Source organism: Variovorax ureilyticus (assembly GCF_050632185.1).
Lineage (GTDB): Bacteria > Pseudomonadota > Gammaproteobacteria > Burkholderiales > Burkholderiaceae_C > Variovorax > Variovorax ureilyticus_A.
On the sequence record NZ_CP192579.1, the window covers coordinates 2,642,316 to 2,665,410 of the forward strand.

At 66.0% G+C, this 23,095-nt stretch carries 21 protein-coding genes and 3 pseudogenes; 9 read left to right on the plus strand and 15 right to left on the minus strand.

From position 1 onward, the window contains the following. On the minus strand, positions 1-576 hold the full coding sequence (locus tag ACQ858_RS13040) for a hypothetical protein (RefSeq protein ID WP_431273153.1): 576 nt from the start codon (positions 574-576) through the stop codon (positions 1-3). A 29-nt stretch (positions 577-605) separates the two neighbouring features. Next, a complete protein-coding gene (locus ACQ858_RS13045; protein WP_431273154.1) occupies positions 606-824 on the minus strand; it encodes a hypothetical protein in 219 nt (72 codons plus the stop codon). Between the two features lie 246 nt (positions 825-1,070). Between ACQ858_RS13045 and ACQ858_RS13050 the strand changes: the two genes are divergently transcribed. Continuing rightward, complete coding sequence (locus ACQ858_RS13050; protein WP_431273155.1) at positions 1,071-1,475, plus strand: hypothetical protein; 405 nt, start codon at positions 1,071-1,073, stop codon at positions 1,473-1,475. 18 nt (positions 1,476-1,493) lie between these two features. Here the strand turns inward: ACQ858_RS13050 and ybaL are convergent, their stop codons facing one another. The 3 genes and pseudogenes from ybaL to phbB form a co-directional block, all read right to left on the minus strand. Next, positions 1,494-3,170 carry a YbaL family putative K(+) efflux transporter gene (ybaL, locus tag ACQ858_RS13055; protein WP_431273156.1) on the minus strand — a complete coding sequence of 559 codons (1,677 nt, stop codon included), beginning with the start codon at positions 3,168-3,170 and terminating at the stop codon, positions 1,494-1,496. A gap of 38 nt (positions 3,171-3,208) precedes the next feature. Next, a pseudogene (locus tag ACQ858_RS13060) lies at positions 3,209-4,548 on the minus strand (dicarboxylate/amino acid:cation symporter). 135 nt (positions 4,549-4,683) lie between these two features. Then, entirely contained in the window at positions 4,684-5,421 is a 738-nt protein-coding gene (phbB, locus tag ACQ858_RS13065) for an acetoacetyl-CoA reductase (protein WP_431273157.1), read from the minus strand. 132 nt (positions 5,422-5,553) lie between these two features. On the opposite strand from phbB, the pseudogene ACQ858_RS13070 reads away from it, so the two are divergent. The 4 genes and pseudogenes from ACQ858_RS13070 to ACQ858_RS13085 all read left to right on the plus strand — a co-directional run bounded on the left by ACQ858_RS13070 (position 5,554) and on the right by ACQ858_RS13085 (position 9,807). Further along, a pseudogene (locus ACQ858_RS13070) lies at positions 5,554-6,565 on the plus strand (ABC transporter ATP-binding protein). 191 nt (positions 6,566-6,756) lie between these two features. Beyond that, on the plus strand, positions 6,757-8,061 hold the full coding sequence (locus tag ACQ858_RS13075) for an ABC transporter substrate-binding protein (protein WP_431273158.1): 1,305 nt from the start codon (positions 6,757-6,759) through the stop codon (positions 8,059-8,061). A 31-nt stretch (positions 8,062-8,092) separates the two neighbouring features. After that, positions 8,093-8,962 (plus strand): carbohydrate ABC transporter permease, encoded by an 870-nt coding sequence (locus tag ACQ858_RS13080; RefSeq protein WP_431273159.1) that lies wholly within the window; start codon positions 8,093-8,095, stop codon positions 8,960-8,962. Then, entirely contained in the window at positions 8,959-9,807 is an 849-nt protein-coding gene (locus ACQ858_RS13085; protein ID WP_431273160.1) for a carbohydrate ABC transporter permease, read from the plus strand. Before ACQ858_RS13080 ends, ACQ858_RS13085 begins: the two co-directional genes overlap by 4 nt. A 9-nt stretch (positions 9,808-9,816) precedes the next feature. Here ACQ858_RS13085 and ACQ858_RS13090 read toward each other — a convergent pair whose 3' ends face one another. The 4 genes from ACQ858_RS13090 to ACQ858_RS13105 are packed head-to-tail and all read right to left on the minus strand — an operon-like array spanning position 9,817 to position 13,638. Beyond that, complete coding sequence (locus tag ACQ858_RS13090) at positions 9,817-10,980, minus strand: acyl-CoA dehydrogenase family protein (RefSeq protein WP_431273161.1); 1,164 nt, start codon at positions 10,978-10,980, stop codon at positions 9,817-9,819. A 14-nt stretch (positions 10,981-10,994) separates the two neighbouring features. Further along, entirely contained in the window at positions 10,995-11,384 is a 390-nt protein-coding gene (locus ACQ858_RS13095) for a cupin domain-containing protein (protein ID WP_431273162.1), read from the minus strand. 2 nt (positions 11,385-11,386) lie between these two features. After that, positions 11,387-12,631, minus strand: coding sequence for a CaiB/BaiF CoA transferase family protein (locus ACQ858_RS13100; protein ID WP_431273163.1), 1,245 nt, complete (start codon positions 12,629-12,631; stop codon positions 11,387-11,389). 2 nt (positions 12,632-12,633) lie between these two features. Further along, complete coding sequence (locus tag ACQ858_RS13105) at positions 12,634-13,638, minus strand: Bug family tripartite tricarboxylate transporter substrate binding protein (RefSeq protein ID WP_431276850.1); 1,005 nt, start codon at positions 13,636-13,638, stop codon at positions 12,634-12,636. A 71-nt stretch (positions 13,639-13,709) separates the two neighbouring features. Here ACQ858_RS13105 and ACQ858_RS13110 point away from each other — a divergent pair, with 71 nt between their 5' ends. Continuing rightward, positions 13,710-14,690, plus strand: coding sequence for a LysR family transcriptional regulator (locus tag ACQ858_RS13110; RefSeq protein ID WP_431273164.1), 981 nt, complete (start codon positions 13,710-13,712; stop codon positions 14,688-14,690). Then, positions 14,687-15,562: an endonuclease/exonuclease/phosphatase family protein gene (locus ACQ858_RS13115; protein WP_431273165.1), complete on the plus strand. Its 876-nt coding sequence runs from the start codon at positions 14,687-14,689 to the stop codon at positions 15,560-15,562. The genes ACQ858_RS13110 and ACQ858_RS13115 overlap by 4 nt, the downstream gene beginning before the upstream one ends. 99 nt (positions 15,563-15,661) lie before the next feature. Here the strand turns inward: ACQ858_RS13115 and ACQ858_RS13120 are convergent, their stop codons facing one another. From ACQ858_RS13120 to phaC, 4 genes are all read right to left on the minus strand, one after another. Beyond that, entirely contained in the window at positions 15,662-16,660 is a 999-nt protein-coding gene (locus ACQ858_RS13120; protein ID WP_431273166.1) for a tripartite tricarboxylate transporter substrate-binding protein, read from the minus strand. A 113-nt stretch (positions 16,661-16,773) separates the two neighbouring features. Then, positions 16,774-17,457, minus strand: a complete 684-nt coding sequence (locus tag ACQ858_RS13125; protein WP_431273167.1) for an RraA family protein — start codon at positions 17,455-17,457, stop codon at positions 16,774-16,776. 94 nt (positions 17,458-17,551) lie between these two features. Further along, positions 17,552-18,730, minus strand: coding sequence for an acetyl-CoA C-acetyltransferase (locus tag ACQ858_RS13130; RefSeq protein ID WP_431273168.1), 1,179 nt, complete (start codon positions 18,728-18,730; stop codon positions 17,552-17,554). A gap of 58 nt (positions 18,731-18,788) precedes the next feature. Then, positions 18,789-20,513 carry a class I poly(R)-hydroxyalkanoic acid synthase gene (gene phaC, locus ACQ858_RS13135; RefSeq protein WP_431273169.1) on the minus strand — a complete coding sequence of 575 codons (1,725 nt, stop codon included), beginning with the start codon at positions 20,511-20,513 and terminating at the stop codon, positions 18,789-18,791. A 103-nt stretch (positions 20,514-20,616) separates the two neighbouring features. On the opposite strand from phaC, the gene ACQ858_RS13140 reads away from it, so the two are divergent. Beyond that, positions 20,617-20,913: a hypothetical protein gene (locus tag ACQ858_RS13140; protein ID WP_431273170.1), complete on the plus strand. Its 297-nt coding sequence runs from the start codon at positions 20,617-20,619 to the stop codon at positions 20,911-20,913. Here ACQ858_RS13140 and pgeF read toward each other — a convergent pair. Next, a pseudogene (pgeF, locus tag ACQ858_RS13145) lies at positions 20,845-21,596 on the minus strand (peptidoglycan editing factor PgeF). The gene ACQ858_RS13140 and the pseudogene pgeF overlap by 69 nt on opposite strands. 11 nt (positions 21,597-21,607) lie before the next feature. After that, a complete protein-coding gene (gene maiA, locus ACQ858_RS13150) occupies positions 21,608-22,246 on the minus strand; it encodes a maleylacetoacetate isomerase (protein ID WP_431273171.1) in 639 nt (212 codons plus the stop codon). Positions 22,247-22,379: 133 nt separating this feature from the next. On the opposite strand from maiA, the gene ACQ858_RS13155 reads away from it, so the two are divergent. Further along, positions 22,380-23,081, plus strand: coding sequence for a fumarylacetoacetate hydrolase family protein (locus tag ACQ858_RS13155; protein WP_431273172.1), 702 nt, complete (start codon positions 22,380-22,382; stop codon positions 23,079-23,081). Positions 23,082-23,095: the final 14 nt, after the last annotated feature.

Here is a 23,095-nt window from a genome sequence, read left to right on the forward strand (position 1 = left end):
TCAGGGATTGCCGAGCGGCCCGAACGACGTCCGCAACCCCGCGTAGTCCGTCGGTCCGCTGCTCTCCGGAGGGTTGCCGGTCGCCGACAGCCACGCCGCAATGCTCGGCAGGCGACGATCGAAATACAGCTGCAATTGCATCCAGTTGCCCGATTCGGTGTGGCCTTCGGTTTTCTCCAGCGCCTCGACCGCGATGGTGCGCAGGCTGCTCACCATGGCGAGCGAGCGGCCGTCCAGCAGTTGCAGCGTCACCTCGCGCCCCTGCATGAGCACTTCCTGGAGGATGCGGCGATGCACGCTGTAATCCGCCCAGCTGCGTTTGATGCAGGCATCGTTGAGCTCGCGGAAAACCCAGTGCATGTGGCTCGCAAACATGGCGGCCACCTGTCCGGCCTGCCGCAGGCTCTGGCGCGAAGCCGTCGACTGCAGCCGCACGGACCAGAAAATGGCCGCCAGCACACCGATCGTCTGCACCCAGCCCGCCCATTCGGCCGACGTCGTGGGCCGGAAGAACCAGCCCACCACCACCAGGAATCCTATGCCGGCGCCGATCGCCGTTCCTCCAACTTTTCGCATGCTTTCCTCAGGGATCGATGGCGTTCCGCTCAGCTCCGCGGGCCATCCTTGCCGAACAGTTTCCGAATCGCGGCGACACCGGCGACCAGGGCGTTGGAATAGCTGACGTACGGATCGGTCGCGGCCTCGATGGGCAGATAAGGCAAGGCGTCGTCCACCTCATAGTCGGTGGATTCCATCAGGACCCAATAGAACTCGCCCTCTTCGAGTTCTTGAACGGTCAGCGCGATATTTCGCAATTGCGACATAGGGTTAGGCACGGGTCTTCGTCGGTCGTTCGATGCTAGTCAACTCGCGGCAGTAATGCCTAAGTACAATTTCACGATTGGTCACAAATGTCACCAAAAGATTTACTTTTGGCAAGCCCCTGGATGCACCAGAGCCCAGAATCGGGCGGGAATCGGCCTTCAGGCGCGCTCACCAAGCTTTCCCTACAACACTCGGCGGGCGCCGCGCCTAAGCTGGTTCATGTCTATCCACGATCAGGAGGAGACATGAAGCATTTCAACCTCGACCCCCACATGACGGCCGTCGTCGGAGGCGCCTTCTACCCCACGGGCCATTCGATGGTGATGTTTCCGGACGCCGCGGATGCCAGCCGCGTGGGCCACCAGCTCGTCGACCACGGCTTCAGCGGCGACGAGATCTACCTGATCCCGCCGCACGTGCTCATCGAGCAGATCACGCCCACGGTGCGCGACGACGCCAACCCGCTGCCGTCCGCCGGCACGGACGCGGCCACCGTGCGGACCTACACCAGGCTCGCGCGCGAGGGACATACCGCGCTGCTCGTGCGGACCCGGGACGAGGCGGCCGCGAACAGGCTCATGGAGTTCGTGCGCACCGTGCCCTATTCGATCGCCCAGCGCTACCGCACGCTCGTGATCGAGGACTTGTAGGCTCTCCCTCGCGGAGAGTCACCTCAAGACGGCGCGGACCATGGCCTGGGCCAGTTCGTGCTCACCGAGAAACACGGTGGCCGAGACCTCCTGCGCGAGCAGGCGGGCCTCGTCCTCGTTGTGGCTGCGGATGACGGTCTCGATGGCCGGATTGAGGGTGCGGGCCGTCTCGATCATCTGCCGCACATTGATCGCATCCGCCGTCGCCACCACCAGCACCCGGGCGCGTGCGATGTGCGCCTGGATCAGCACGCCGGGATCGGCTGCGTCGCCCCAGACCGCGGCCATGCCCTGCGAGCGCAACTTCTCGACCAGTTCGCGGTTCTGCTCAGCGACGACAAAGGGAATGTCATGGGTCGACAGCGCCGCCGCGATGCGCCGGCCGACGCGCCCGTAGCCGACCAGCACCACCTGCTTGGACAGGTACTTCGCGGCCGTGCTCGTCGGCAGCTCGGCCAGCGGATCGTCGCGCGCCTGGAGCCCGCGCGCAAACGAGGAATGCGCGTGCAACCATTTCTGGATCGGCGCGACCAGGCTGAACCACAGCGGGTTGGTCGCGATGGAGATCAGCCCCGCCGCAAGCAGCAGGCTCTGCCCCTCGAGCGGCAGCAGGCCGAGCCTGCCGCCCAGCGAGGCAAGGATGAACGAGAACTCGCCGATCTGCGCGAGACTCGCGCTCACCGTCAGCGCGGTGCCGAGCGGGTAGCGGAACAACAGCACCAGCGCGCACGCCGCCACCGACTTGCCCACCACGATCACCAGCACCACCGCGAGCACCTGCAGCGGCCGTTCGACCAGCACCGCGGGGTTGAACAGCATGCCGACCGAAACGAAGAACAGCACCGCGAAAGCATCCCGCAGCGGCAGCGATTCCTGCGCGGCGCGATGGCTGAACTCGGACTCGCGCATCACCATGCCTGCGAAGAAGGCGCCCAACGCGAACGACACGCCGAAAAGCGCCGCGGCCGAGAAGGCGATGCCCACCGCCGCCGCGACCACGCAGAGGGTGAAGAGCTCGCGCGATCCGGTGCGCGTCACCTGCCACAGCAGCCACGGGAACACGCGCCGCCCCACCACCAGCATCAGCGCAACGAACCCACCGACCTGCAGCAAAGTGAGGCCCAGCGTCTGCCAGACCGGACCGGTCCGCTGCCCGGGGTCCACACCGATCAACGCACTCGCGAGCGGCGGCATCAGCACCAGCACGAGAACCATCGCGAGGTCCTCCACCACCAGCCAACCGACCGCGATGCGGCCCGTGAAGGAATCGAGGAGGCCGAGGTTCTCCAGGGCGCGCAGCAGCACCACGGTGCTCGCGACCGAGAGCGACAGGCCGAAGACCAGCGCGGCGCCGAGGTTCCAGCCCCACCATGTGGCCAGCGCGCCGCCGAGCACCGTCGCCACCGCGATCTGCACCAGCGCGCCGGGCACCGCGATCCTGCGCACCGCCAGCAGATCGTCGAGCGAGAAATGCAGCCCGACGCCGAACATCAGCAGCATCACGCCGATCTCGGCGAGCTGCGCGGCGATACCCGCATCGGCCACGAACCCCGGCGTGAACGGCCCGATGATGACCCCTGCGAGGAGATAGCCCACGAGCGCCGGCAGCCGCAACCGGGCCGCCAGGAACCCGAACAACAGCGCCAGCCCGAGGCCGGCGGCAAGGGTGTTGATCAGTGAAACGCTGTGGGGCATCGCCTTGCATTCTGCAGAGCGGTGCTTTTGCCCCGGTTTCAGGTGGCCATTTTTTCGTCGCGGGCGTTGACGAGGTCTTCGGGCTCCTGCGCCTCGACCCAGGTCTCGTTGTTCAGGCCGGCCTGCAGCCGCGCCATGTCGAGCTCATCGGTCCACTTGGCGACCACGATCGTCGCCACGCCGTTGCCGATGAGGTTCGTCAGCGCCCGCGCTTCGGACATGAAGCGATCGATGCCCAGAATGAGCGCCAGCCCTGCGACGGGCACATGCCCCACCGCGGAAAGCGTCGCCGCGAGCACGATGAAGCCGCTGCCGGTGACGCCCGCCGCGCCCTTCGAGGTCAGCAGCAGCACCGCGAGCAAGGTGATCTCCTGCATCAGCGTCATCGGCGTGTTGGTCGCCTGCGCGATGAAAACAGCCGCCATCGTCAGATAGATCGAGGTGCCGTCGAGATTGAAGGAGTAGCCGGTCGGGATCACCAGCCCCACCACCGTCTTGCGGGCGCCGAGGTTCTCCATCTTCTCCATCATGCGCGGCAGCACCGATTCGGACGACGAGGTGCCGAGCACGATGAGCAGTTCCTCCTTGATGTACTTGATGAACTTCCAGATGCTGAAGCCGTGGAAGCGCGCGATCGTCCCGAGCACCACGAAGATGAACAGCAGGCAGGTCAGATAGAACGTCCCCATCAGCTTGCCGAGCTGGAAGAGCGAGCCCACGCCGTACTTGCCGATGGTGAAGGCCATCGCGCCGAAGGCGCCGATGGGTGCGAGCTTCATGATGTAGTTGATGATCACGAAGAGCACGTGCGAGCCCTTCTCGATCACATCGAACACCAGCGTGCCGCGCCCCCAAAACGGTGCAGCGCGAAGCCGAACAGCATCGCGATCAGCAGCACCTGCAGGATCTCGCCCTTGGCAAAGGCGTCGACCACGGTGTTCGGAATGATGTTCATCAGGAACTCGACCGTGCCCTGCATCTTGCCCGGCCCGGTGTAGGCCGCGATGCCGCGCGTATCGAGCGAGGCCGGATCGACGTTCATGCCCGCGCCGGGCTTGAGCAGGTTGACCAGCACCAGCCCCACCACCAGCGCGATGCTGCTCACGATCTCGAAGTACAGGAGGGCCAGCCCGCCGGTCTTGCCGACCTTCTTCATGTCCTCCATGCCCGCGATGCCGATCACCACGGTGCAGAAGATGATCGGCGCGATCAGCATCTTGATCAGCTTGATGAACGCATCGCCCAGCGGCTTCATGGACTCGCCGACCGCCGGAAAGAAGTGGCCGAGAAGCACGCCGATGATCACCGCGGTGATCACCTGTGCGTAGAGGGATTGATAGAGCGCTGGCTTCTTGCGCGCCGGTGCGTCGGGGGTCATGAAAGGACTCCTTGATCTGGTTTTTATGGATCGGCGCGACTGCGCACGCCTGAACCCATATTCTGGCTCCTTGTCCCTCCCAACAAAAAAGACCCGCCAGGGCGGGTCTTCGGTCCATCGAGGCTGCGTGCCTCCTCAGTGCATGTGCAATCCGCCGTTCACGGAGAAATCCGCGCCGGTCGAATAGCCGCCGTCATCGGAGGCGAGCCACGCGATGATCGAGGCGATCTCGCCCGGTTCGCCCAAGCGCTTGACCGGGATGGTGCCGACGATCTTGTCGAGCACTTCCTGGCGGATCGCCTTGACCATGTCGGTGCCGATGTAGCCCGGGCTCACGGTGTTGACCGTCACGCCCTTGCCGGCGAGCTCCTGCGCCAGCGCCATCGTGAAGCCGTGCATGCCGGCCTTGGCGGCCGAGTAGTTGGTCTGGCCGGCCCGGCCCTTCGCGCCGTTGACCGAGCTGATGTTGATGATGCGGCCCCAGCCCTTTTCCACCATGTCGCCGACGACCTGCTTGGTCACGTTGAACATGCTGTTGAGGTTGGTCTCGATCACCGCGCTCCAGTCCTCGGGCGTCATCTTCACGAACATGCGATCGCGCGTGATGCCTGCGTTGTTGACCAGCACGTCGATGGGGCCGTGCTCTGCCTTGGCCTTGGTGAAGGCTTCGACCGTGGACTGCCAGTCCCCGACGTTGCCGACCGACGCATGGAACTCGAAGCCGAGGGCCTTCTGTTCCGCCAGCCACTTGGCGTAGTCCCGGGTCGGACCACATCCTGCGATGACGGTGAAACCGTCCTTGTAAAGGCGCTGGCAAATGGCTGTTCCGATGCCTCCCATGCCTCCGGTGACGTATGCGACTTTCTTGCTCATGAGTGTTCCTTATAGAGGTGAAGCCTGAACAGGCGTTGGCCACTTTATCGAAGTTTCTCACCAACGCCCGATCAGGAAAACACTGACCCCTCTTTGCAACTGGGTGTCACAACTGCTCCATATACTGGTTTGATGTCTTCCATCGCGCTGATCGATGTCGCCAAGTCCTGGGGTGACAGCACCGCCCTGCACGCGGTCAACCTACGGATCGAACCCGGCTCCTTCTGCGTGCTGCTCGGGCCCTCCGGCTGCGGCAAATCGACCACCCTGCGCATCGTCGCCGGCCTCGAGACGGCGACCAGCGGGCAGGTGCTCATCGATGGCCGCGACGTCACCTCGCTGCCACCGGCGCAGCGCGGCATCGCGATGGTCTTCCAGAACTATGCGCTGTTCCCGCACCTCAGCGTGGCCGACAACATCACCTTCGGCCTGTCGGTGCGCAAGGTGTCCGCCGCCGAAACCGCGCTTCGCCTGAAAAACGCGGCCGGGCTGCTCGGCCTGGGCGCCCTGCTCGAGCGCAAGCCCGGGCAACTTTCCGGCGGCCAGCAGCAGCGCGTGGCGCTCGGCCGCGCGCTGGTCGCGCAGGCCAAGGTGTGTCTCATGGACGAGCCGCTTTCCAACCTCGATGCGCAGTTGCGCCAGGACATGCGGCGCGAGTTGCGCGAGCTGCAACGGCAGCTCGGCCTCACGGTCGTCTACGTCACGCATGACCAGGCCGAAGCCATGAGCATGGCCGACCAGGTCGTGCTGCTGAACCAGGGCCGCGTCGAGCAGGCCGGGATGCCGCGCGACCTCTATGCGAGACCGGCCACGACTTTTTCGGCGCGCTTCATCGGCACGCCGCCGATGAACCTGGTCGCGCTCGACGCTGGACGCATCGCCGGCAGCGACGCCGATACCGGCGTGCCGGCCGCGATCCTGGGCGTGCGGCCCGAGGCGATCACGCTCGACCCGGGGGCATTCCGGCCACGGTGCAGAGCGTGGAGTACCTCGGCGCCGACCTCGTCCTGCGCTGCCGGGTCGGCACCCAGAGCCTGCTGGTGCGGGTGGATGGCCGGCACCGGCCGACACCGGCGATCACGTTGGCCTGCGCTGGGCCCGGGAAGATGCCCACGGCTTCGATGCCGCGGGCCAAAGGCTATGAGGCTCACCCCCAGCCTCGCCCACTTCGTGTGGCTCGGGCACCCCTCTCCGGGGGCAATCCCGGTGGCCCGGCCAAGCCGGATCCGCGGGATTCCCGGCCTTGGCCGCGCCGGATTCATGCGATGCGTTCTTCTCGAATCGCTGGGAAGCACTGATTTGTTCGATTCCAAACTCAAGAGGAAGAAGAAGACCATGCAACGCAAGACCTTCATCCGGGCACTCGCTGCCCAGTTCATCGCTGCCGGCAGCCTTTTTGCCGGCGCTCCCGGCGTGCTGCACGCGCAGACGCCGGTGGAAGTCCAGTTCTACTATCCCGTTGCCGTGGGCGGCCCGATCGCGAAGATCATCGACGGCTTCGCCGCCGGTTTCATGAAGGAGAACCCCGGCATCAAGGTGACGCCGATCTACGCGGGCACCTACCAGGAAACCATCGTCAAGGCCTTGACCGCGCACAAGTCCGGCACGCCGCCGGTGACCTCCGTGCTGCTGTCGACGGACATGTTCACGCTGATCGACGAAGACGCGATCGTGCCCTTCGACGACTTCGTGAAGACCGCCGACGACAAGGCCTGGCTGGGTGGCTTCTACAAGGCGTTCATGATGAACAGCCAGACCGGCGGCAAGACCTGGGGCATTCCGTTCCAGCGCTCGACCGTGGTGATGTACTGGAACAAGGAGCTGTTCAAGGAAGCGGGCCTCGACCCGAACAAGGCACCGGCCAACTGGGCCGAACTGAAGGACGCCGCGACCAGGCTCACGAAGAAGGATGCGAGCGGCAAGGTCACGCAGTGGGGCGTGCAGATTCCGTCGAGCGGCTTCCCGTACTGGCTCTTCCAGACGCTGACCACGCCGAACGACGCGATCCTCGCCAACGACGCGGGAACCGCAGTCCGGTTCGACGACCCGAAGGTGGTCGAGGCGCTGCAGTACTGGGTCGATCTCGGCAAGGCCGGCGTGCATCCGCCCGGCGTGGTCGAGTGGGGCACGACGCCGAAGGACTTCTTCGAGAAGAAGGCCGCGATCATCTACACGACCACCGGCAACCTGACCAACATCAAGGCCAACGCCAAGTTCGACTTCGGCGTCGGCATGATCCCGGCCAACAAGCGCAAGGGCTCGCCGACCGGCGGCGGCAATTTCTACATCTTCAAGAAGTCGACGCCCGCGCAGCAGGAGGCCTCGTTCAAATTCATCAAGTGGATCACGCAGCCCGAACGCGCCGCCCAATGGAGCATCGACACCGGCTATGTCGCGGTCTCGCCGGCCGCCTACGAGACCGATGCGCTGCGCAAGTACGGCCGCGACTTCCCGGCCGCGCTGGTGGCGCGCGACCAGTTGCCGTTCTCGGTCGCCGAGTTCTCGACGCATGACAACCAGCGTGTGACCAAGGCGCTCAACGACGGCCTGCAGGCCGCGCTGACCGGCACCAAGGCGCCCGCGCAGGCGATGCAGGATTCGCAGAAGGAAGCCGACCGCATCCTGAAGACTTTCAAATGACCCCCAGGTGCCCTGGCACCAGACATCACAGATGAGACCGCGCACCATCCACGCCTGGCTGATGCTGTTGCCCGCGCTGGTGCTGCTGGTCGCGTTCACGCATTGGCCGGCCATCTCGACGCTGATCGACAGCTTCTTCTCCACGCCCAAGGGCAAGCGCCCGGGCGTGTGGGTCGGGCTCGAGAACTATGAGGCGATGGTCGGCGACCCGGTGTTCTGGAAGGCGGTGCGCAACAACCTCTGGTTCGCCGGCGCGACCATTCCGCTGTCGATCGGGCTCGCGCTCGTGATGGCGCTGTGGGTCAACGAACGCATCGCGGGCCGCGCATTCCTGCGCATGGCCTACTTCACGCCGACAGTGCTGCCGATGATCGCGGTGGCGAACATCTGGCTCTTCTTCTACACGCCGCAGTACGGCCTGCTCGAGCAGATCACCAGCGCGCTGGGGCTGCCCTCGCACAACTGGCTCGGCAGTCCGTCGACCGCGCTCGGCGCGGTGACGGTGGTCGCGATCTGGAAGGAAGCCGGCTTTTTCATGATCTTCTACCTCGCGGCGCTGCAGACGCTCAACCCGAGCCTGCGCGAAGCCGCAGCGATCGAGGGTGCGTCGCGCTGGTACTTCTTCCGGCGGGTGCAGTGGCCGCTCCTGATGCCGACCACGCTCTTCGTGCTGGTCAATGCGTTCATCAATGCGTTCCGCATGGTCGATCACCTGTTCGTGCTCACGCGCGGCGGGCCGGACAATGCATCGATCCTGCTGCTCTACCACCTGTACGAGGTCGGCTTCAGCTTCTGGGACACGGCCTACGCATCGACGATCACCGTGGTGCTGGTGGTGGTGCTCGCAGGCATCGCGCTCTTCCAGTTCTTCGTGCTCGACAAGAGGGTGCACTACAAATGAGCGCCGCCGCGCCCGCCTCTCGCGCCAGCCGGCTCGCCTTCAACGAACCCACGTGGCTCGACACGCTGGCCGCCTGGCTGCTTGCGCTGATGTGGGTTCTCCCACTGGCGTATGCGGTCTGGACCGCGTTCCATCCGGCCGAGTACTCGACGCGCTTCGCGCTCGCGGCGCCGCTCACGCTCGACAACTTCCGCCGCGCCTGGGAAGCCGCCCCGTTCGCGCGCTACTTTCTCAACACCACGCTGCTGGTGGCGATGGTGCTGGCGGCCCAACTGGTATTGGGCACGCTGGCCGCCTATGCCTTCGCGCGGTATGAGTTCAAGGGCAGGAACGTGGCCTTCGCGCTCGTGCTGGTGCAGCTCATGATCATGCCGGACATCCTGCTGGTCGAGAATTACAAGACCATGGCGCGGCTCGGCCTGGTCGACACGCTCGTCGCGATCGGCCTGCCCTACTTCGCCTCGGCCTTCGCGATCTTCCTGCTGCGCCAGACCTTCATGGGCATCCCGAAGGAGCTCGACGAGGCCGCGCGCGTCGAGGGCGCGAGCGCGATGCAGACGCTGTGGCGCGTCTACGTGCCGCTCGCCAAACCCGTGTACACCGCGTTCGCGCTGGTGTCCACCAGCTTCCACTGGAACAACTTCCTCTGGCCGCTCATCATCACCAACAGCGTGAACGCGCGGCCGCTGACAGTGGGCCTGCAGGTGTTCTCGTCGGTCGACCAGGGCGTCGACTGGTCGGTGATCACCGCGGCGACGCTGATGACTTCCGCACCGCTGCTGATCGCGTTCCTGCTGTTCCAGCGACAGTTCGTTCAGAGCTTCATGCGCGCCGGCATCAAGTGAGGCGCAGCCTCAATAGGACTTCGGTAACCCCAGCACCTTCTCGGCGATGAAACACAGGATGAGCTGCGGGCTCACCGGCGCCAGACGCGGAATCCAGGCTTCGCGCAGGTAGCGCTCGACGTGGTACTCCTTGGCATAGCCCATGCCGCCGTGCGTGAAGATCGCGTTCTCGCACGCGGCATAGCAGGCTTCCGCCGCCAGAAACTTCGCGCTGTTGGCCTCCGCGCCGCAGGACAGGCGCTGGTCGTAGAGCCACGCAGCCTTCTGCACCATGAGATGGGCCGCCTCGAGCTCCATCCATGACTTCGCCAGCGGATGCTGGATGGCCCGGTTCATGCCGATCGGCCGGCCGAAGACCTCGCGCTCGTTGGCATAGCCCGCGGCACGCTTCAATGCGGCGCGGCCCAGGCCGATCGCCTCGGACGCGATCAGGATGCGCTCCGGGTTCAGCCCGTGCAGGATGTAGCCGAATCCCTTGCCCTCCTCGCCCACGCGATCCGCGACCGGGATGCGGAGCCCGTCGATGAAGACCTGGTTGGAATCGACACACTTGCGGCCGAGCTTCTCGATCTCGCGCACCTCGACTTTCGAGCGGTCGAGGTCGGTGTAGAAGAGGCTCAGGCCCTCGGTACCCTCGCAGTCCTCGACGGGCGTGGTGCGCGCGAGGAGCAGGATCTTGTTCGCGACCTGCGCCGTGCTGATCCAGACCTTCTGGCCATGCACCACGTAGTGGTTTCCCTCGCGCACCGCGCGCGTCCTGAGCTTCAGCGTGTTGAGCCCGGCGTCCGGTTCGGTCACGCCGAAGCAGGCGCGATCCCTGCCCTGGATCAGCGGCGGCAGCCAGCGCCGCTTCTGATCATGGGTTCCGAAGACGACCACCGGATGCAGGCCGAAGATGTTCATGTGCACTGCGGACGCACCCGACAGCCCCGCGCCCGTCGCGGCGATGGTGTGCATCATCAGCGCCGCCTCGCTGATGCCGAGCCCGGCCCCGCCATGTTCCTCCGGCATCGCGATGCCGAGCCAGCCGGCTTCCGCAAGCGCATGGTGAAAGTCGTCCGGGAAGCCGCCCTCGCGATCCTTGCGCAGCCAGTAGTCGGCATCGAAGGGGGCGCAGACCTTCTCGATGGCGTCCCGGATCTGCTCCTGCTGCGACGTGAGGCTGAAATTCATGTCCGTCTCCTGATTCAATCGTGGGCGGGCCGGCACAGCTTCTCCGGCGATTCGCCGTAGGGTGGGCTGTAGATCACCAGCAGCTTGACCGGCGTGTCGCTGGTCACCTGGAAGAGGTGCATCGCATCCGCCGGAAAGAAGCAGGTGTCTCCGGGCTCCATGTCGAAGGCCTCCCCTTCCACCTCGACATGCGCAGTGCCCTCCAGCAGATGGCAGGCCTGCTCGATGCCGGGGTGCGCGTGCGGCAGTGCGCCACCGCCCTTGTGCAGGGTGCCCAGCAGAACTTCCATCTGCCGCGCGCCCACGGTTTCGGGACCGATCAGTCGCCGATTGCTCGTCAGGTGGTGGTTGGCGGGCTGGTAGGCGGGAACGTCTTCGCTGCGAATCAGGTACTTGGGGTTCATGGTCAATGCGTCGGTTCGGGGAGCGCGGCGGCGCACGCGCCACTCGCCAGAAGTTCGTCGATATCCGCCTGCGAATAGCCGGCCTCGCGCAGCAGCGCCGCGGTGTGCTCGCCCAGCCGAGGTGCGGGCGTGAATTGGCGCGCGGGCGGCGTACCCGACCATTTCGTCGGATGCGCCATCGCGTGCATCGCGCCCTCCGTCGGATGCACCGTGTCGCGCAGGAACCCGGTGGCACGAAGCTGCGGATTCGCGAGCAGGTCGGCCGGGCTGTTCATCGACATGTTCGGCACGTCGGCCGCATCCAGCAGCGCGCGCCATGCCTCGGTCGTGCGCGCGCGCATGATGCGCGAGACCTCGGCATAGACCGCGTCGATATGCGCGGCGCGCGCGCCATGCGTCGCGAACCTCGGATCGGCGCCGAGCCCGTCGGACTCGCCGATCGCGCCGAAGAAGCTGCGCCAGTGCTTGTCGTTGTAGATCAGCACGCAGAGCCATCCATCGCGCGTGGCATAGGGCCTGCGATGCGGTGTCAGCAGTCGGGCATAGCCGGGCGTGCCGAGCGGCGGGTCGAAGGTCAGCCCCGCCATGTGGTCGCCCAGGATGAACTGCGACATCGCCTCGAACATCGGGACCACCACCGCCTGCCCGTGCCCCGTGCGGCTGCGCGCATACAGCGCGGCCGTCACCGCATAGACCGCATGCAGGCCCGTAACCCGGTCCGAGAGCGTCGTCGGCGCGTAGGTCGGCTCCGGCGCACCGTACTGCTGCATGAGCCAGGGCAGCCCGGTGGCGCCCTGGATCAGGTCGTCATAAGCCGGCCGCGCCGCGTCGGGTCCGTCCTGGTCGAAGCCGCAGCAGCTCACGTGGATGAGTTGCGGATTGCGTTCCCGCACCGCTTCGTAGTCCAGCCCGAGACGCGCCATGGCCTTGGGGCGCACGTTGCTGATGAGCACGTCGCAGCCCTCGGCGAGCCTCAGCGCGGCCTCTCGTCCGCCGCGGTGCTTCAGGTCGAGCACGATGCTGCGTTTCCCCGCGTTGGCGTGCAGGAAGATGTGCCCCATGCCGGCGTTGTTCATCGGTCCGACGTGGCGCATGTTGTCCCCCTCCGGGCTCTCCACCTTGATGACGTCCGCGCCCAGTTCGGCCAGGATCTGGGTCGCATACGGTCCCATGATGACCGAGGTCATGTCGAGCACGCGTACGCCCGAGAGCGGGCCGCCGCGCAACGCCTTGTCTTCCTGCGTCATGACTACTCCTGGCGGATGCCCGCCTGCCTGATGAGCGTGGTCCAGTGCGCGAGCTGGTCGGCCACGTAGTTCGCGAAATCGTCCGGGCCCTTGCTGGGCCAGACTTCGAAGCCGAGCTGCGCGAGCTGCTCCTGCACTTCCTTCTCCGCCAGCACCTGCCGGAGTTCGACATCCAGCTTCTCCACGACCGGCCCCGGCATGCCCGCCGGACCGAAGACGCCGTTCCACGAAGTGAGGTCGAAGCCCTTGACCGCTTCGGCCACCGGCGGGACTCCGGGCAACGATGTCAGCGCCCCCCGGGTCGTCACGGCCAATGCACGAACGCTGCCCGCCTTGATCATCGACATGCTCGAGCCAAGATCGGCGACGTACATCTGCACCTGCCCGCCGATCAGGTCCGTCAGTGCCTGCGGGCTGGACTTGTACGGCACGCCGAGCACGTCGATGCCGGCGATTCGCCGGATGGTCTCGGACGCCACGAGCGAGGTGCTGTTCGGCGTGGCATAGGAGAGCTTGCCGGGGCTGGCCTTCGCGCCATCGATGAGCTCCTTCATGCTTTTCGCCGGGAACTTCGCATCCACCAGCACCGCGAAAGGCAGTTCACCCACCCGCGCGATCGGCGTGAAATCCTTGATCGGGTCGTACTTGAGATTCGCGAAGAGCGCCGGATTGGCCGAGTGCGAGGTGTTCGTCGTCATGAACAGCGTGTAGCCGTCCGGCCCGGCCTTGGCGACGAACTGCGCACCGATCTGCGCGCTGGCGCCGGCCTTGTTGTCCACCAGCACCGGCTGCTTCAGCCGCTCACCCAGGCGCTTCGCCACGATGCGTGCCACGGCATCGGTGCCGCTGCCCGCCGCGAACGGCACCACCATCGTGATCGGCGCGGAGGGATAGGGCTGGGCAAAAGCGAGGGGGCCGACACGAGGGCGAGCACCGCGAAGGCCCTTCGAAAAAGCTGCATGGGGTTGTCTCCTGAATATCCGTCGTCTGATCGCGACGCCTCGCATCTTGGAGAGGGCCATCATTTGCGTCCAATTCACTTTGCGGCTCGATCGATTCATTTCTAGAATCACTCGGCATGAAGCTGCACTTCCTGCGGTACTTCACCGTACTGGCCGAGGAACTCCATTTCGGCCGCGCCGCCGACCGCCTCGCCATCACCCAGCCGCCGCTGAGCCTTGCGATCAAGGCGCTGGAGGAAGAGCTCGGCGTGCAGTTGCTGCTGCGCAGCAGCAAGCGTGTCGAACTGACGCCCGCCGGTTCGGCGTTTCTGGAAGAAGCCCGCCAGATCCTCGATCGCGTGGCGCGCGCCTCGTCCATCGCGCTGGCGGTCGCCAGCGGCAGCCGGGGCCGGCTGGAGGTCGGCATGACCGGCTCGCTTGTCTATCGCGGTGTGCCGGCCATCGTTCAACGATTCAACGCCGACGCGCACGGCATCGAACTGATCCTGCGCGAGATGTCGACCACGGAAGAGCTCCAGGGCCTGCTGCACGGGCAACTGGACGCGGGCTTTCTCAATGCCTTCGTCGTGCCGCCCCAGCTGCGCTCCCTACCGCTCATCGAAGATGAGTTCGTGCTCTGCCTGCCGGCGACGCACCGCTGCGCCGGCGCCAAGGCCGTCGAGCTGGGCGAGTTGGCCGACGAGCGTTTCGTGATGTTCTCGCGGGACGTCTCACCGGCGAACTACGACAACGTCGTCGCCATCTTCAGCCGCGCCGGCGTGCATCCGAAAACGGTCCATGCCGCGCGCCAGTGGCTCACCATCGTCGCGATGGTGGCCGAAGGGTTGGGCGTGTCACTGGTGCCGCGCTCGCTCGCGCGCTCGAACGTGGACAACGTCCGGTTCGTGCCGTTCACGGGCGCACCGGCCATCGCCCCGGCCCTGCTCGTCTGGAACCCGACACGGATGAGCCCCGCCCTCGATCGATTCATTGCCAGTGCCGCGGCCACGATCGAAGAACTGCGCAAGAACTTCGAACCGAAGCGAAGCAGCGTGAAGCGGCGGCGTCAACCCGGGCCGATCGGACGGACCCATCAACCGTCGTGGGGAGCCCCATGAAACTTGTCACTTGGAACGCCCAATGGTGCTGCGGCCTCGATGGGGTCGTCAGCGTGAGGCGCATCGTCGAGGGCGCGCGAGCCATGGCCGACTTCGACGTGCTCTGCCTGCAGGAGATCGCGTGCGGATTCGGCGGCATGCCAGGACGACCCGGCGACCAGCCAGCGGAGGTGAAGTCCCTGCTGTCGGGCTTCCAGGTCTTCTTCGGCGCGGCGACGGACGAATTCGATGCCAACGGCAAGCGCCAGCGTTTCGGCAACCTGATCGCGACCCGCCTGCCGGTTGCGCGCGTGCAGCATCACCCGCTGCCCTGGCCGCCCGACCCGACGGCGACCAGCATGCCGCGCATGTGCACGACCGTGACGCTGCGCTGCCCCGAACTGGGCGCGCTGCGCGTGATGACCACGCACCTCGAGTACTACTCGGCCTCGCAGCGTCTCGCGCAGGCGAGGGCTCTGCGCGAACTGCACGTCGAGGCCTGTGCGCTGGCCGCCGCGCCGCCGGTGCCCGACACCATCGGCACGCCGTTCCAGGCCAAGCTGCACACCGCACAGGCCATCCTTTGCGGCGACTTCAACATGCCGGCGAGCGACACGGGCTACGACGAGATCCAGCGTCCCTTCGCCGATGCAGCATCGCGGACCGGCGGAGCGCCGGAGAAGCGCCTTCAGGATGCGTGGCCGCTCGCCCACCCGGACCGGCCGCATGACCCGACCTTCCGGCTGTTCGACCGCACCTACGGCCCCGACCCGATGGCCTGCGATTTCGTGTTCGTCAGCGACTCGCTGGCACCGCAGGTTCGCCGCGTCGAAGTCGACCTGCAAACCCAGGCGTCCGATCACCAGCCAGTCTTCATCGAGTTGACGGCATAGCCGGGAAACACCGCGGAACCGGCTTTGCCGGGCCGCCGGTGTTGCCCCCTGGAAGGGGGTGTCAGAGCCACACGAAGTGGGGAGGCTGGGGGTGAGCTCCTATTCGCCCTGGATGCCGGCGGCACGGATCACCCTGCCCCACTTCTCGACCTCGGACGCGAGGTGCGTTCGCAGCGCCTCGGGCGTGACCTTGTCCATCGGCACGATCTCGGAGCTCAGGTCCGCGATGCGCCGCTTGACCATGTCGTCCTGCAGCGCGGCACGCAGCGCGACATTGAGCTTGTCGATTACCGGCTTGGGCGTTCCCTTCGGCGCATAGACACCGTGCCACACGCGCACGTCGAAGCCCCTCAGGCCCTGTTCGTCGAGCGTGGGAATATTGGGCAGACTCGGCAGGCGCCTGGGCGTGGTCACGCCGAAGACCTTCACGCGGTTGCCGTCCTTGATGACCGGCACGGTCTGCGTGGTCTGGTCGCACAGCAGATCGACCTGTCCGCCCATCAGGTCATTGAGCGCAGGGCCGGCCCCCTTGTACGGCACCGTCGTGAGGTCCACGCCGATCTGGCTCGTGAACAGCAGCCCGCACAGTTGGGACACCGCGCCGACGCCGGCATTGGCGAGCGAGACCTTGTCCTTGTTCGCCTTCACGTAGCTCAGCAGTTCCTGGAAGTTGTTCGCCGGGAAGTCCTTGCGCGACAGCAGCGTCATCGGCACGTCGATCACCTGCCCGATGTATTCGAAGTCCTTGAGTGGGTCGTAGGGCAGCTTCTTGTAGAGCGCCGGCGCGGTCGCCATGCCCATGTGGTGGATGAGGATCGTGTAGCCGTTGGGCGCCGCCCTGGCGACGCGCGCCGGTGCGATGGTGCCGCCGGCGCCGACCGTATTCTCGACCACCACCGTCTGGCCGAGCGACTTGCCCATCGGGACCGCGAGCATACGCGCCACCACGTCGGTGGGACCGCCGGCCGAATAGGGCACGACCAGCGTGACAGGCTTGTCGGGCCACGCGCCCTCTGCCGCCGCGGGTGCCTGCAGGCCGACCAGGCCGCACGCCAATGCCGCCCCCGCGAGCGCCTCGAGTGCCGAGTTCCGTTTCATGATGCCTCCTTGGTAATGATCGGAAACGGTCATCGTGGCCGCCGGCCGGCGGCTGCGCAATCAGCGAATTCGGAAGACGGGCTTCTGATTTCCCTAAATGCCGGAAGATCGTTCTACATCACGCCGAAAGTCGCGAGCGCCTCGCACGCGCTCATGCCGTTGCGAATGGCGTCGGCGACCTTGTTCTCGGTGCGGACCTTCTCGCGCGCCTTCTGCACCGCCTCGGCCTCGACCGCGCGCGGGATGACGAGCACGCCCTCGCGGTCGCCGAAGAGCAGGTCGCCCGGCGCGATGCGCACGCCGTCGATCTCGATGGTGCAGCGGTAGTCGATCACCTGACCGCGCACGCCCTGGTCCTGCGCATAGGTGCCGCGGCAGAAGACGGTGAAGCCCAGCTGCTCGATCTCGTTGGCGTCGCGCACGTAGCCGTCGAGGATGGCGCCCGCCGCCTTCAGGTGCTGCGCGCGCGTCGACATCAGCCCGCCCCAGAGCGCATACCGCAGCGAGGCCCCGGTGGCGATGTAGATCTCGCCGGACTTGAGATCGTCGAGCGCCTCCAGCATCAGGCCGAAGGGCTTGCCCGACAGCGGGCCTGCCGACTTCTGTCCGTCATTGATCACATCGGCCTCGAGCACCGGCATCGCGCGCCCGACGATGCGCATCGACTTCGCAAGCGGCGCGATGCCAGCCGGGAGGAACTGATGGTGATAGCCCATCGTGTCGAGCACGTCGCCCACGGCGGCGACGAAGAGCTCGTCCCGGATCTGCCGGAACAAGGTGCTGTCGTATTCGTTCATTCTTCTTGTCTCCTTCATGCTTGTGAATGTCATTGCGAAAAGAAAAAGCCGCGCCCGGACGGGGCGCGGCTTTCGACAGGAACTACGGCGGCGCTCAGCGCTCGATCGTGAGGGCCACGCCCATGCCGCCGCCGATGCACAGCGAGGCAATGCCCTTCTTGGCGTTCTGGCGCTGCATCTCGTGCAGCAGCGTCACCAGGATGCGGCAGCCGGACGCGCCGATCGGGTGGCCGATGGCGATCGCACCGCCGTTCACGTTGACCTTGCTCACGTCCCAGCCCATCTCGCGGTTCACCGCGCAGGCCTGCGCCGCGAAGGCTTCGTTGATCTCGAGCAGGTCGAGGTCTTGCGGCTTCCAGCCGGCGCGCTGCAATGCCTTCTGAGATGCCGGCACCGGGCCCATGCCCATGTAGGCCGGATCGAGGCCGGTTGTCGCATAGCTCGCAATGCGGCCGAGCGGCTTGAGGCCGAGCGCGGCGGCCTTCTTGGCAGTCATCACCAGCACGGCTGCGGCGCCGTCGTTCAGGCCCGAGGCATTGCCGGCCGTCACGCCGCCCGCCTTGTCGAAAGCGGGACGCAGGGCCGCGAGGCCTTCGGCGTTGGTCTTGCGGTTGATGAATTCGTCCTTGTCGAAGACGATCGGATCGCCCTTCCTCTGCGGGATATTGACCGCGACGATCTCGTCCTTGAACTTGCCGGCATCCTGCGCGGCCGCGGCCTTGGTCTGGCTGCCCAGCGCGAGTTCGTCCTGCGCGGCGCGGCTGATGTCGTACTTCTTGGCCACGTTCTCGGCGGTGATGCCCATGTGGTACTGGTTGTACACGTCCCACAGGCCGTCGACGATCATCGTGTCCTGCAGCTTCCAGTCGCCCATGCGCTGGCCGTTGCGCGAATTGGGCAGCACATGCGGCGCGAGGCTCATGCTCTCCTGTCCGCCGGCCACGACGATCTCGCTGTCGCCGGTCGCCACCGCCTGCGCGGCAAGCATCACGGCCTTGAGGCCCGAGCCGCACACCGCATTGATGGTCAGCGCGGGCGTTTCCTTGACGATGCCGCTCTTCAGCAGCGCCTGGCGTGCGGGGTTCTGGCCGCAGCCGGCGGCGAGCACCTGGCCCATGATGACTTCGCCGATCTGGTCGGGCGCAACCTTGGCGCGTGTGAGCACCTCCTTGATGACGGTGGCGCCGAGCTCGGTCGCCGGAATGCCGGCCAGCGATCCGCCAAACTTGCCGACGGCGGTGCGTGCGGCCGAAACGATGACGATGTCTTCCATGGTGTGCTCTCCAGTGCTAAAGAATCACCCCCATTGGGGGAAAAGAAAAACAAAAGGATCAGGCTTTTGCCTTGACGTATCGACCCGGCGCGGGTTCGGTTGCCTTGTAGGCGCTCCCCTTGCCGTAGGACTTCGGGGCAGCGATCTGCTTGCCCGAGTGTGTCTTGAGCCAGTCGGACCAATCGGTCCACCAACTGCCGGGATGCTCGGTGGCACCGCTCAACCACTCGGCCTGCGTTTTCGGCAGCTTGCCGTCCGCGCGGATCCAGTGGCTGCGCTTCTTGCTCGCGGGCGGATTGATCACGCCGGCGATATGGCCCGAAGCGCCCATGACGAAGCGCTTCTTGCCTGACAGGAGCTGGGTCGACGCGTAGGCGCCGCCGATCGGCACGATGTGGTCCTCGCGAGAACCGTAGATGTAGACCGGCGCATCGATCTTGCCGAGATCGATCGTCTCGCCGCACACCGTCAGCACGCCGGGCTGGGCGAGCTTGTTCTCGTGGTAGGTGTTGCGCAGGTACCAGCAGTACATCGGCCCCGGCAGGTTGGTCGCGTCGCTGTTCCAGTAGAGCAGGTCGAAGGGCGGCGGCATCTCGCCTTTCAGATAGTTGCCGACCACGTAGTTCCACACCAGATCGTTCGGGCGCAGGAAGCTGAAGGTGGATGCGAGTTCGCCGCCCTGCAGCAAGCCGCCGTTGCCCATCTGCATTTCGCGGAACTGCACGAACGCTTCGTCGATGAAGATATCGAGCACGCCGGTGTCGGTGAAGTCGAGCAGGGTCGTCAAGAGCGTGACCGACGACGCCGGCTTTTCGCCGCGCGCAGCAAGCACGGCCAGCGCAGTGCTCAGGATCGTGCCGCCGACGCAGAAGCCGAGCGTGTCGATCTTGCCGCCGGCCTTGTCCTGCCCGGTGATCTCCTGCGTGACGTGGATCGCCTTGATGGCCGCATCCTCGATGTACTGGTCCCAGGTGTACTGGGCCATCGACGAATCGGGGTTGCGCCAGCTCACCACGAAGACGCGGTGCCCCTGCTCCACCGCATAGCGGATCAGCGAGTTGGCCGGCTGCAGGTCGAGGATGTAGAACTTGTTGATGCACGGCGGCACCAGCAGCAGCGGCCGCTCATAGACCTTGGCGGTCAGCGGCTTGTATTCGAGGAGCTGGAACAGGTCGTTCTCGAAGACCACCGCGCCTTCGGTCGAGCCGACGTTGCGGCCCACTTCGAAGGCGCTCTCGTCGGTCATGCTCATGTGGCCCTGCTGCACGTCGCGCATCAGGTTCTGGATGCCCTTGGCGATGCTTTCTCCCTGGCTGTCGATCGCCTTCTTCTGCGCCTCGGCGTTGAACGCGAGATAGTTGCTCGGCGACGAAGCGGCCATCCATTGCTCGACGGCGAAGCGCACGCGCGCGCGGGTCTTGTCGTCGGCATCGACGGCCTCGGCCATGCTCATCAGGGTCCGCGCATTGAGCAGGTAGACCGCAGCGGCGAAGGACGAGAGGGGGTTGTGGGTCCACGCTTCGCCGGCGAAACGCTTGTCGCCGCTGGTGCGGGCCACGATGTCCTGCTGCCAGAGTGCAGCGGCTTCGCTCAGGTACTGCTGCTGCAGCGCCTGGAGCCTTTCGGAGTCCAGCGAGAGCTTGGGGAGGTCCCAGCGGGGGCTGTGTCCATTGCCGTGTGCGCCGAGCGACTGGAATGCTTCGAGTGCCTTGGTCCATCCCTGCGAAAGCGCCTGTTGAAACGGCGCGAAGGTGTCTGCTGCCGCGGCGTGTTCTTGCTTCATGGTGTCTCCTGCTTCCTCACCTCTTCCGAACGGGTTTTGAGTATGCTGCATTCACGAAGGCCCCACCAGCGCGGCGTTCGATATCTTCCTGAAAACATCACCTATGCACCTCGTCGTGATTGCCTGGCTGTATGTTGCCGTGATGATGGCGGTCGCGGAGGCCACCAACACCAACGGCACGATCCTGGGCGCAGTCTTCACCTTCCTGCTCTACGGCCTGATTCCGGTGGCACTGGTGATTTACCTGATGAGCACACCGGCACGCCGACGCGCGCTGAGAGAACGCGAAGTTGCCGAACGTGACGCAGCCATTCGCGCGCACGCCGCTGCCTCAGTCGCGCCAGATGCATGCGGCGAAACGTCCGCTGATGCGGTCGCGCCGGTGCGAGAAAAATCGTAACGGGTTGTGCACCGTGCACCACGACTCCGAGCTGTCGTTGCCGTACAGCCGCGTGACGCCCGCTGCGCGCAAACGCTGACGCGCGAGGCCTGCGAGGTCGGCCAGCCACTTCCCTTCCGCTCCCGCAGGCTGGAAGCACTGCCGCGCAACGGGTGACACGCTTTCGAAAGCGGTGCGGACTTCATCGCCGACTTCGAACGCATCCGGGCCGATGCACGGGCCGAGCCACGCGATCACGCGCTGCGCACCGCCCTCCTGGCTGAAGCCGTCGAGCGTGCGTTCGAGCACGCCGGCGGCCGGCCGCGCCAACCCGCATGGGCCGCAGCGACGCAGCGACCGGACTCATCGGTGAAGAGCACCGGCAGACAGTCGGCCACCATGATGGTGCAGGCGATGCCGCTCTGGACGGTGATGCAGCCATCGGCGACCCTGCCATCGATCGCCCCGGTGCCCAGAACGGCAATATCCGTCGCGTGCACCTGCTGCAGGAATACGGGCCGCGCACCGATCGCATCGACGAGCGCAAGGCGGTTGGAGCGCACGGCAGCCGGGTCATCGCCGACATGGTCCCCGAGATTCAGGCCCTGGTAGTTGCCGCTCGAGACGCCACCGGCGCGCGTCGTGCATACCGCATGCACGCCGGGCGGCGCCGGCCAGTCAGGGACGATCCAGTCGGAAGGGATCACGCTTCGGATCACGCTTCGGCGTCAGGCGACTGCGAAGGCTGCGCGCGCTGGAAGGCCTCAAGCTGCATGCAGGCCTCGAATGCCGCCATGGTGCGCGGCAGGCCGCTGAAGTCGCAATCGAAGCGCTGTCCGTTGAAGATCTGCGGCACGAGGCAGCAGTCCGCCATGGTGGGCGTGTTGCCGTAGCAGTAGGTTCCCGCGGGCAACAGTGCCAACTGGCGCTCGAACGACAACAAGCCCTCGCGCACCCAGTGGCGATACCAGGCGTTCTTCGCGTCATCGTCGAGCTTGAGCTCGCGCACGAGGTACTTCAGCACGCGAAGGTTGTTCAGCGGATGAATCTCGCAGGCGATCGATTGCGACAGCGCCCGCACCTTGGCGCGACCCACCGGATCGTGCGGCAGCAGCGCCGGCTCGGGGTACACCTCGTCGAGGTACTCGATGATCGCCATCGACTGGGTCAAACGCTCCCCGTCGTCCTCGAGCAGCGGCACGAGCATGTCGGGCGAAATCGCCGAGAACGGGCCGGTCTTGTGATCGCCGCGGGCGATGTGCACCGGGATGTACTCGTAGTCGAGGCCCTTCAGGTTCAGCGCAATGCGTACCCGAAAAGAGGCGGAGGAACGGAAATAATTGTGCAGCTTCATGACCCGGCAAGCATATCGCCGCCCGATGGCACCGGCCAGCGACGTGGGCAGGGCAAGGCCGGAGGGCGGCCGGCCGCTCGCTCTGGCACACTGCCGTTTTCGCAGGAACGCGCAGAAAAGGACTCTCTTCCCCATGGCCTCCGAGTACGTATTCAGCCCCCACCCCGTCGTCTCGATCCCCGTCGTCGGACAAGCCGCCCGGTATCCGGTGCACCGCATCTATTGCGTCGGCCGCAACTATGAAGAGCACGCCAAGGAAATGGGGTTCACCGGCCGCGAACCGCCCTTCTTCTTCATGAAGCCGGCCGACGCGGTGGTGGTGGTCGACGCCGGCACCACAGGCACCATGGCCTACCCGACGCTCACCAAGAACCTGCACCACGAGATCGAACTCGTCGCGGCCATCGGCACCGGCGGCAAGAACATCAAGGCGGCGGACGCGCACAGGCACATCTTCGGCTACGCGGTCGGCCTCGACATGACTCGCCGCGACCTTCAGAACGACATGAAGAAGCAGGGCCGCCCCTGGGACATCGGCAAGAGCTTCGAGCAGAGCGCGCCCATCGGGCCGATCGTGCCGGTCGCGAAGGCGGGTGACGTCGAGAAGGCCGAGATCTCGCTCAAGGTCGCCGGCGCGGACCGCCAACGCAGCAATGTGAGCAAACTGATCTGGAACATCGCCGAGACGATCGAGCACCTCTCGGCCGCGTGGGAGCTGCAACCCGGCGACCTGATCTTCACGGGCACGCCCGAGGGCGTGGCCGCGGTGGTCGCCGGCGACACGCTGGTCGGCGAGATCACCGGCCTGCCGGCACTGACGGTCAAGGTGGTCTGAGGCGGAGCGTCGAA